Source organism: Streptomyces aurantiacus, from assembly GCF_001418335.1.
Taxonomy (GTDB): domain Bacteria; phylum Actinomycetota; class Actinomycetes; order Streptomycetales; family Streptomycetaceae; genus Streptomyces; species Streptomyces aurantiacus.
Genome location: NZ_LIPP01000174.1, coordinates 42147 through 52256, shown reverse-complemented (window position 1 = coordinate 52256; position 10110 = coordinate 42147). Strand labels below are relative to the sequence as shown.

Annotated in this window: 9 protein-coding genes; 6 read left to right on the top strand and 3 right to left on the bottom strand. The window is 72.7% G+C overall.

Going from position 1 to position 10110, the window contains the following annotated elements; translation table 11 throughout:
- Positions 1–23 precede the first annotated feature (23 nt).
- The 4 genes from AOK01_RS23235 to nrfD all read left to right on the top strand — a co-directional run bounded on the left by AOK01_RS23235 (position 24) and on the right by nrfD (position 5567).
- Positions 24–395 carry a VOC family protein gene (locus tag AOK01_RS23235; protein ID WP_055514772.1) on the top strand — a complete coding sequence of 124 codons (372 nt, stop codon included), beginning with the start codon at positions 24–26 and terminating at the stop codon, positions 393–395.
- Positions 396–472: 77 nt separating this feature from the next.
- A complete protein-coding gene (fdh, locus tag AOK01_RS23230; protein WP_055514770.1) occupies positions 473–3718 on the top strand; it encodes a formate dehydrogenase in 3246 nt (1081 codons plus the stop codon).
- The gene (locus AOK01_RS23225; RefSeq protein WP_245702376.1) at positions 3715–4653 is read left to right on the top strand and encodes a 4Fe-4S dicluster domain-containing protein; all 939 of its coding nucleotides are present in this window, start codon (positions 3715–3717) and stop codon (positions 4651–4653) included. Before fdh ends, AOK01_RS23225 begins: the two co-directional genes overlap by 4 nt.
- Complete coding sequence (gene nrfD, locus AOK01_RS23220) at positions 4650–5567, top strand: NrfD/PsrC family molybdoenzyme membrane anchor subunit (RefSeq protein WP_245702375.1); 918 nt, start codon at positions 4650–4652, stop codon at positions 5565–5567. The genes AOK01_RS23225 and nrfD overlap by 4 nt, the downstream gene beginning before the upstream one ends.
- Before the next feature lie 34 nt (positions 5568–5601).
- Here nrfD and AOK01_RS23215 read toward each other — a convergent pair whose 3' ends face one another.
- Positions 5602–7092 (bottom strand): alpha/beta hydrolase, encoded by a 1491-nt coding sequence (locus AOK01_RS23215; protein WP_055514766.1) that lies wholly within the window; start codon positions 7090–7092, stop codon positions 5602–5604.
- A gap of 66 nt (positions 7093–7158) precedes the next feature.
- Here AOK01_RS23215 and AOK01_RS23210 point away from each other — a divergent pair, with 66 nt between their 5' ends.
- On the top strand, positions 7159–8058 hold the full coding sequence (locus tag AOK01_RS23210) for a helix-turn-helix domain-containing protein (protein ID WP_055514764.1): 900 nt from the start codon (positions 7159–7161) through the stop codon (positions 8056–8058).
- Positions 8059–8134: 76 nt separating this feature from the next.
- Here the strand turns inward: AOK01_RS23210 and AOK01_RS23205 are convergent, their stop codons facing one another.
- Complete coding sequence (locus tag AOK01_RS23205) at positions 8135–8521, bottom strand: VOC family protein (protein ID WP_055514762.1); 387 nt, start codon at positions 8519–8521, stop codon at positions 8135–8137.
- A 107-nt stretch (positions 8522–8628) separates the two neighbouring features.
- Between AOK01_RS23205 and AOK01_RS23200 the strand changes: the two genes are divergently transcribed.
- Entirely contained in the window at positions 8629–9195 is a 567-nt protein-coding gene (locus AOK01_RS23200; protein WP_055514760.1) for a GNAT family N-acetyltransferase, read from the top strand.
- A 31-nt stretch (positions 9196–9226) separates the two neighbouring features.
- Here AOK01_RS23200 and AOK01_RS23195 read toward each other — a convergent pair whose 3' ends face one another.
- A complete protein-coding gene (locus AOK01_RS23195; protein ID WP_055514758.1) occupies positions 9227–9910 on the bottom strand; it encodes a glycerophosphodiester phosphodiesterase in 684 nt (227 codons plus the stop codon).
- Positions 9911–10110 lie beyond the last annotated feature (200 nt).

The following is a 10110-nucleotide window of genomic DNA, read 5'->3' as shown; positions in this document are numbered from 1 at the left end:
AACTCCGCAACGAAGGGATCAGCATGGCCATCGCCACGTACAGCCTCGTAGCACTCGACTGCCCGGACCCGCCCGCCCTGGCGGAGTTCTACGCGAGCGTCCTGGGCGGCGAGGTCAAGCCGTACAACGACAACTGGTACGACCTCTACGCGCCCGGCGGGCACCGCATCTCCTTCCAGCGGGTCCCGGACCACCGCCCGCCGGACTGGCCGAACGCCGACTCCAACTCCCAGCAGCTGCACCTCGACTTCGACGTGCCGGACATCGGCGCGGCCCAGGCCCAGGTGCTGGCCCTCGGCGCCACCCCGCTCGACCTGGACGACGAGGGCGGCACCCGGGGCTTCCGCGTGTACGCGGACCCCGCGGGCCACCCGTTCTGCCTCTGCAAGGGCTGACCGGGACCGACGACCGGCTGACCACGAAAGAACAACCGCACGAAAGAAACAACCGAACGACCGGCGGAGGAAGCACCGTGGGTGTGCGCAAGCGGCTCCAGGACTGGCCCGTCTACCGTCAGCTCACCGGGGCGGACCCACTGGGCCGCGGCAGCGCCGTCACCTCGGCGCGCACCCAGCAGCTGCGCCCGCGCACCGAGACGGCCGACCGGGTCGCCCGGTCCGTCTGCCCGTACTGTGCCGTCGGCTGCGGTCAGCAGGTGTACGTGAAGGACGACAAGGTCGTCCAGATCGAGGGCGACCCGGACTCGCCGATCAGCCGCGGCCGCCTCTGCCCGAAAGGCTCGGCGACCCTCCAGCTCACCACCGGCGACGCCCGCCTCCACCAAGTGCTCCATCGCCGCCCGTACGGCACCGAATGGGAGCCCCTCGACCTGGAGACGGCGATGGACATGGTCGCCGACCGGGTGGTCGAGACGCGGCGCCGCACCTGGGAGTGGGAGCACGAGGGGCTGCGTACGGCCCGCACGCTCGGTATCGCGAGCCTGGGCGGCGCGACCCTCGACAACGAGGAGAACTACCTGATCAAGAAGTTGCTGACCGGCCTCGGCGTGGTCCAGGTGGAGAACCAGGCCCGGGTCTGCCACAGCTCCACCGTGGCCGGCCTCGGCACCTCCTTCGGCCGGGGCGGCGCCACCACCTTCATGCAGGACCTCCAGCACGCCGACTGCGTCGTCATCCAGGGCTCCAACTTCGCCGAGTGCCACCCGGTCGGCTTCCAGTGGGTCATGGAGGCCAAGGCGCGCGGAGCCCGCATCATCAACGTCGACCCGCGCTTCACCCGCACCAGCGCCCTCGCCGACCTGCACGTCCCGCTCCGGGCCGGAACCGACATCGCCTTCCTCGGCGGGATCATCAACCACGTCCTCACCGAGGAGAAGGACTTCCGCGAGTACGTCCTGCACTACACCAACGCGGCGGCCCTGGTCGGCGAGGACTTCCGCGACACCGAGGACCTCGACGGAGTCTTCTCCGGCTTCGACGAGGACAAGCACCACTACGACCCGCACAGCTGGCAGTACGAGGGCGTCGAGGTCCAGCAGCCCACCGGCGAGGCCGACGAACAGTACGAGGACCGGGTGCGCAAGGCGGCGGGCCCCGAGGCACACGGCTCGGGCGGAGCCAGGACCGGCCGCCGCGCCCCGTCCGACGAGACACTCCAGCACCCGCGCTGCGTCTACCAGGTCCTCAAGCGGCACTACGCCCGCTACACGCCCGAACTGGTCGAGGACGTCTGCGGCGTACCCCGCGAGACCTTCCTGCGGGTGTGCGACGAGCTGACCTCCAGCTCCGGCCGCGAGCGCACCAGCGCCTTCGTCTACGCGGTCGGCTGGACCCAGCACTCGGTGGGCTCCCAGTACATCCGCGCCGCGAGCATCCTTCAGCTGCTCCTCGGCAACATCGGCCGGCCCGGCGGCGGCATCCAGGCCCTGCGCGGCCACGCCTCCATCCAGGGCTCCAGCGACATCCCGACCCTGTTCAACCTGCTGCCCGGCTATCTGCCCATGCCGTACGCCCACGAGAACGAGACCTTCGACGACCTGATCACGGCGAGCCGTACGGACAAAGGCTTCTGGGGCAACATGCGGGCCTACTTCGTCAGCCTCCTCAAGGCCTACTACGGCGACGCGGCCACCCCCGAGAACGACTTCTGCTTCGACCACCTGCCCCGGCTCACCGGCTCCCACTCGACCTACGACACCGTCCTGGCGCAGCTCGACGGCGTCTGCAAGGGCTACTTCCTGATGGGCGAGAACCCGGCGGTCGGCTCGGCGAACACCCGGCTCCAGCGGCTCGGCATGGCACAGCTGGAGTGGCTCGTCGTCCGCGATTTCTCGCTCATCGAGTCGGCGACCTGGTGGCAGGACGGACCCGAGATCGAGAACGGGGAGCTGCGCACCGAGGAGATCGGCACGGAGGTCTTCTTCTTCCCCGCCGCCGCGCACACGGAGAAGTCGGGCTCCTTCACCAACACCAACCGCTGGGTGCAGTGGCACCACGCGGCCGTCGAACCCGAGGGCGACGCGCGCAGCGACCTGTGGTTCATGTACCACCTGGGCCGCCGCATCAAGGAGAGGCTGGCCGGCTCCACCGACCCGATGGACCGACCGGTCCAGGACCTCACCTGGGACTACCCGGTGGACGGCCCGCTGCGCGAACCCCAGGCGGCCTCGGTGCTCGGCGAGATCAACGGACACGCCGCGGACGGCAGCCCGCTGAGCGCGTACACCGAACTCAAGGACGACGGTTCCACGCGGTGCGGCTGCTGGATCTACTGCGGTGTGTACGCGGACGGCGTCAACCAGGCCGCCCGCAGAAAACCGGAGTCGGAGCAGGACTGGGTCGCCGCCGAATGGGCCTGGGCCTGGCCCGCCAACCGGCGCATCCTCTACAACCGTGCCTCCGCCGCGCCCGACGGCACCCCCTGGAGCGAGCGCAAGGCGTACGTCTGGTGGGACGAGGCGGAGGGGAAGTGGACCGGCCACGACGTCCCCGACTTCGTGCCCGACCGGGCCCCGGGCCATGTGCCGGACCCGGACGCGACGGGCCCGGACGCGCTGCGCGGCGACGACCCGTTCATCATGCAGGCCGACGGCAAGGGCTGGCTGTACGCGCCCGCGGGCCTTGAGGACGGTCCGCTGCCCACGCACTACGAGCCGCAGGACTCGCCGTTCCGCAACGCCCTGCACCCCTCGACCACCCGCAACCCGGCCCGGCAGCTGCTGCCGCACGAGGGCAACCGCCACCACCCGAGCGGTGACGAGCAGGGCTCGGACGTCTTCCCGTACATCGTCACCACCTACCGGCTGACCGAGCACTTCACGGCGGGCGGGATGAGCCGCTGGTCCCCGTACCTCGCCGAGCTGCAGCCCGAGTTCTTCTGCGAGATCTCGCCCGAGCTGGCGGCCGAGCGCGGTCTCACGCACACCGGCTGGGCCACGATCGTCACGGCACGGGGAGCGGTCGAGGCACGGGTGCTGGTCACCGGGCGGATCCGGCCGCTGACCGTGCGGGGCCGCACCGTGCATCAGATCGGACTGCCCTTCCACTGGGGCCCGAACGGCCTGTCCAAGGGCGACGCGGCCAACGAACTCGTGGCCATCACGCTCGACCCCAACGCCCATATCCAGGAGGACAAGGCCCTCACCGCCGACATCCGCCCGGGCCGCCGCCCGCGCGGACCCGAACTGCCCCGGCTGCTGGCCGAGTACCGCACCCGCGCGGGGATCACCGCCGCCACCGGAACGGAGACCCGTACATGACGGAGACGACAGGCACGACAGGGACGACAGGGACGACAGGCACGACAGGGACAGCGGGGACGGCGGGGACGGCGCAGGCGGGCGACGGCCGGGAACGGGTGGGGTTCTTCACGGACACCTCCGTGTGCATCGGCTGCAAGGCCTGCGAGGTGGCCTGCAAGGAGTGGAACGCCATCCCGGAGGACGGCCTCTCCCTGACCGGCATGTCGTACGACAACACGCAGGCGCTCGGCGCCTCGACGTGGCGGCACGTGGCGTTCATCGAGCAGCCGGCGCGACCGGCGCCCGAGGGCCGGACCCAACTGCCGCTCGCCGACGGGCCACCCGAACCCCCGCCCGCCGACGGCGAGTTCCGCTGGCTGATGTCCTCCGACGTGTGCAAGCACTGCACCCACGCCGCCTGCCTCGACGTCTGCCCGACCGGCTCCCTCTTCCGCACGGAGTTCGGCACGGTCGTCGTCCAGGAGGACATCTGCAACGGCTGCGGCTACTGCGTGCCGGCCTGCCCGTACGGCGTCATCGAGCAACGGCCCGCCGACGGACGGGTGTTCAAGTGCACCATGTGCTACGACCGGCTCGGCGCCGGACAGGAACCGGCCTGTGCGAAGGCCTGCCCGACGGAGTCGATCCAGTTCGGCCCGCTGGACGAACTGCGCGAGCGGGCCGCCCTGCGGGTCGACCAGCTGCACGAGGCGGGCGTGAGCGACGCGCGCCTGTACGGCCACGACCCGGACGACGGAGTGGGCGGCGACGGCGCGTTCTTCCTGCTGCTCGACGAGCCCGAGGTCTACGGCCTGCCGCCGAAGCCCCGGGTCACCACCCGCGACCTGCCCGCCATGTGGAAGCACGCGGGCGCGGCGGCCCTCTCCCTCCTCGGGACCGCCGCCCTGTCCTTCGTCCTGCCGGCGCTCGCCCGACGGAAGAGGACCTCATGAAGGGGGCGAGGGGAACGAAGGGCGAGCAGGCGATGGTCCCGCGCGCCGAGTTCGCGTCGTACTACGGACGGCCCGTGATCAAACCGCCGTCCTGGTCCGCGACCGACATCGCCGGGTACTTCTTCCTGGGCGGGCTCGCGGGCGCCGGCTCGGTCCTGGCGGCGGCCTCGCAGCTGACAGGGCGACGCAGAACGGCGACGGCCCTGAAGGTGTCCTCGGCCGCCGCCGTGTCGTGCTCCGCGGCGGCGCTCATCCACGACCTGGGCAGGCCGGGCCGCTTCACCCACATGCTGCGCGTCTTCAAACCGACCTCGCCGATGAGCATGGGCTCATGGCTGCTCAGCGTCTACGGTCCGCTGTCCGGCGTGGCGGCCCTCACCGCCGTCACCGGCCGGCTCCCCAGAACCGGCACGGCCGCGACCGCGGGCGCCGCGCTGCTGGGCCCGGCCGTCGCCACGTACACCGCCGTCCTCGCGGCGGACACGGCCGTCCCCGCCTGGCACGGCGCCCACCGTGAACTGCCCTATCTGTTCGCCGCCTCGGCGACGGCCGCCGCGGCCGGGATGGCCCTCGTGGCCGGGCCCCCGGGCGAATCCGCCCCCGCCCGCTGCGCCGCCGCCCTGGCCGCGGCGGCCGAGACGGCGACCGACCGGGCCGCCGAACACCGCCTCGGCATGGTCGCGGAGACCTACCGTGAGGGCCGCGCGGGCACCCTGCTCCGTACGGCCAGGACCCTCACCCTCGCGGGCGCCGCCGGCGCGGTCCTGCTGGGCCGCCACCGCCCGGCAGCCGCCGCGAGCGGTCTGGCCCTGCTGGCCGGTTCGGCCTGCACCCGCTTCGGGGTCTTCGCCGCGGGCGTCGCGTCGGCGGAGGACCCGAAGTACACGGTGGTGCCGCAGCGCGAGGAACACTGAGGACGATCAGTACCGGTGGCGGGGAGGGGGGCGGTCACGACGGCCGCTCCAGATGGCTGAGCACCGTGCGCACGGCCAGGGCCACGGCCTCCCGGGACTCGTCCGTCGGTTCGTGGGTCTCGAAGCCGTGGCGGCCGTGCGGGACGTCGATGATCTCGACCGGGGCCTTCGTCTCCTCGGCCGCGGTCACGAACTCCGCCACCGTGGCGGCGATCTGCGGCGTCTCCAGGCCCGCCCGGGTGAGCACGAGAGGCGGCGGCGTCCCGTCGCCGGCGCGGAGCGCGCCGACCGGGCCGAAGCGGGGACCGACCGCGCCCCAGCCCGGCAGCGGCGCCAGGATCGGGTAGGTGAGGGCCAGGCAGCGCAGCCATGGGGGCGGGTCGGCGATCCAGTCCGCGGCGAGCAGCCCCGCGCCGGAGAAGAACCACACCGCGATGCGCCGCGCGTCCACACGGTGGTCGGCCCGCAGCAGTCCGACGGCCTCGGCCACGTCGTCCGCGGCCCGCGCGTAGTCGGTGATGCCGTGCAGACGGTGCTCCACGACCGCGCCCACCGCGCCCAGGCTCGCCGCGTACCGGGCGTATCCGACGTAGAACGCGGAGTCGCGCGGCGCCGGCACGAGGTCGGGCGGCACCGGGCCGCCGTGCACGAACAGCACCGCGGGACGGGGCTCTTGCGCACCTCCCGGTTCCGGCAGGTGCAGGTCCACCCGCCCGCTGCGCACCCGCGTCCGCTCCGGGGCGTCGAGCAGGAAGGGCCGCCGGGACGGCGCCTCGCACTCAGGTACGGTCAGCCGCCGCCCCTCGCCCGCTGCCGCGCGGAGCAGCACCCCGGCCAGTTCGTCCGGGCAGGAGAGCATCGGCCAGTGGCCGGTGGCCAGTTCGAAGAACCCCACCCGCGGATCGGCCAGCTTCCGCAGCTGCGGCGGACCCGTGCGTACCAGCGCCTCGACCAGCTCCAGGGTCATCCCGCCCGCCGTGCACAGGATTCCGCTGGTCGGTACGGTCGCGGCGGCGCCGATCAGCCGCAGCGGCTGCGTCAGGGTACGCGGCGGCTGCGGGGCGGCCAGCCGGCTCAGCAGCTCCAACTGCCCTGCCGACAGCCCTTCCGTGCTGCCCCACAGCTGCCACTGGTCCGGTTCCGGCGGTGGGAGGGGCCCGGCGTCCTCCGCACGCAGCAGGTCGTGCACCGACGGGTCCTGCACCAGGGCCAGCGCCGTATCCCCGTCCTGCGGCAGCCCGGCGTCCAGGTGAACGATCCGCGCCACCCGCTCCGGGCGGCGGTCCGCCGCGCCCAGCACGGGGTGGACGGCGTAGTCGTGGCCGACCAGCACCAGCTCGCCGCTCGGCGCCAGGGAGTCGATCAGCCGGACCACGTCCTCGACATGCGTCCGAAGACCGGCCTCGGGCTGTCTGCTCAGGGTCACCGGGTACGCCTCGGCGCCCGACTCCCGCAGCCGTCCGACCACCTCGCTCCAGATCCGTCCGTCGGTGAACGGGCCGGAGACCAGGATGAACACGGACATCAGCACCTCCAGGGGGTGAATGCGTCGTGGGTACCCTAGGAACTCCCCCTGAGGGAGGTGCAACCCTTGCCAGCTGACGGCGCCCTGAGCATCGGCGACCTCGCCGCGGGGGCGGGGACCACGGTCAAAACCGTGCGCTTCTACTCCGACCGGGGCCTGCTGCCCGAGGCCTCGCGCAGCGGTGGCGGCCACCGCAGGTACGGCCCCGAGGCGCCGGCCCGCCTGCGCACGATCCGCGCGCTGCGCTCGCTCGGCGTGCCCGTCCCCGAGATCGGGCGGCTCCTCGACCGCGGGGACACCCTGGAGGCCGTCGTGGCGCGCCGGCTGGACGACCTCGGCACCGAGCTCGCCGCCCTGCGCTGGCGCGAGGCCGCACTGCGGGCACTCCAGGACGGCGCCCCGGAGCAGCTCGCGGAACGCCTGGAGCTGATCGGGGCGGTCAGCGTCCCGCCCAGCACGTCCGCCCTCGCGCACTACTGGCGCCGCGTGCTGCCGGTCCGCCTCTCCGCCCGGCTCCGCGCCGCCGTCACCGAGCGGGCCGTCCCGCAGCCCTCGGCCGACCCGACCGCGGACCAGGTCCTCGCCTTCGCCCGCATCCACGCCCTGGCGACGGCCGCCACCGACCGCTGCCTCGTGTCCCACCGGCCCGTCACCGCCGCACACCCGGACCTGCTCTACGACGGCCTGCACGAGGCGTACCACCTGGTGGACGCCGCCCTGCGGGCCGGCCGCGCCCCCGGTCCCGGCGAGGCGCTGGACTGCTATGTCGCCGCCCACGCCCGCGACGGCGGCACCCGCGACAGCCCCGCCTTCCGCCGCGCCCTCACCGTGCGCCTCGCCGCGGCGGATCACCCGGTGATGTCCCGCTACTGGCAGCTGGCAGGGGAGCTGACGCCGGACCTGACCCTCGGCGGCGCGGACTCCTGGCTCCGCGAGGCGCTGACGGCGAGCACGGCGGCGGGCTGAGCGCCGCGGGCTGAGCAAGGCGGGGCCGACCCCTGCGGGACTGCGGGACTCGCCCCTACCGCGCTCAGAGCCGGCCTCAAGGGCGGTACCGCAGGGGATGATCTTCCGGGACCTCACAGATGACGATCTCTGTTCCGTCCGGGTCCGCGAGCCACATCTCGACGAGCCCCCACGGCTCCTTCACCGGCGGCCGGCGCACCTCGATCCCCGCGGCCACGAGTTCCTCGTACACCGCCGTCACGTCGGCCACCTGCAGCCACAGCTTGACGGCGGGGGAGGGGGGTTCCCCGGAACGGCCCGAGATCTCCAGGAAGCCGCCGCCGAGGAAGTAGACGGTGCCGCGCTCGGGGCCCGTACCGAACTCGCGGTAGACGGGCAGACCGAGCTTCTCGCCGTAGAAGGCACGGGATCGCTCGGGGTCGGTGGGGCGGAGCAAGGTCCGGCTGCTCAGTACATGCACCATGCGCCCCGAGCCTAGAGGGCTTCTGAAGGGAGCGACGGCAGCGACGGCAGCGACGGGAGCGTTACTCTCATCGGTGCCCGGGCCGCGCCGAGATCGGAGAATGTTCCATGCACATCGCCCCCGACGGACCGACCATCGACGGACTGACCTTCCGTGACGCCGTCGACGCCGACGTGGACACCCTCGTCGCACTGGTCGAGTCGGCCTACCGAGGCGACTCCAGCCGCGCAGGCTGGACCACCGAGGCAGACATACTGGAGGGGCAGCGGACGGACCCGGAGGGCGTCCTGGCGGTCGTCAGGTCGCCCGACAGCCGCCTGCTGATCGTCGAGCGCGACGGCGCGGTGGTCGCCTGCTGCCAGCTCGAACACCGCGGTACGCACGCGTTCTTCGGCATGTTCGCGGTCAGCCCCGCGCTCCAGGGAGCGGGGCTCGGCAAGGTGATCATCGCCGAGGCGGAGCGGCTGGCCCAGGAGACCTGGGGCGTCACGGAGATGCACATGACGGTGATATCCGTGCGTGAGGACCTCATCGCCTGGTACGAGCGGCGCGGCTACCGCCGTACGGGAGAGACGACTCCCTTCCCGTACGGCGACGAGCGGTTCGGCGTCCCACAGCGCGACGACCTGCGGTTCGAGCTCCTGGCGAAGCCGCTCGGACAGCCGCTCGCTTAGTCGTTTCGGCTGGTCGTCACGCTGTCGACGGTCACGCCGTGAAGCGGCCGGTGCGTTTGATTTCCGGGTAGTCGGTGGTCGCGCCGTCCAGCTCCAGGGCGCGGACCAGCCGCAGATGGTCCTGGGTGTTCACGACCCAGCCGATGATCCGCAGGTCCGACTTGCGCGCGCGCTCGACGACCTCCAGGGTCAGCCGCCGGATGTTCAGCACGAGGGTCGTGGCGCCGACCGCGGTCGCCCGCTCGACGACATCGATGCCATAGCGGCTGGCGACCAGCGCCGTGCGGACGCCGGGCACGAGCCGCGCGATCTCGGCGATCGCCTCGTCGTGGAAGGACAGGACCTCGACCCGGCCGACCAGGTCGCGCCGGTTCATGACCTCGGCGAGTGCCCGGGCCGCGGCCACGTCCTTGATCTCGGCCTGGAGCGGGGCCGTGACGGCGTCCAGGACCTCCTCGAACACCGGGACGCGCTCACCGCGTCCCGCGTCCAGCACCCGCAGCTCGGCGAGGGTCTTCTCGGCGATCGGCCCGGAACCGTCGGTCGTACGGTCCACGTCGGCGTCGTGCATGACGACGAGCGCGCCGTCCTTGCTCAGATGCAGATCCAGCTCGATCAGGTCGAGGCCCGCCTGCTGGGCGGCGGTGAAGGAACGAAGGGTGTTCTCCGGTTCGACACCCATGATTCCGCGATGACCGATGGTGAGGAAGTTCAAGGGTTGACTCCGCTTCCGTCGACGGCGGCTCGGCTGCCGCGTGCTGCGGTCCCGTGCCCACGCGGCAAGGCCGCAGCTTAATGGTCCCGACCGGCGTTGGACCCGCTCCGGTGGCCGGGAATGAGGCCTTCCCGCCGCGCGAGCGGGCCCTGCCGCACCCTTTCGGGCTCACCCCCTCGTGGGCGAGTCCCCGGCGGGTT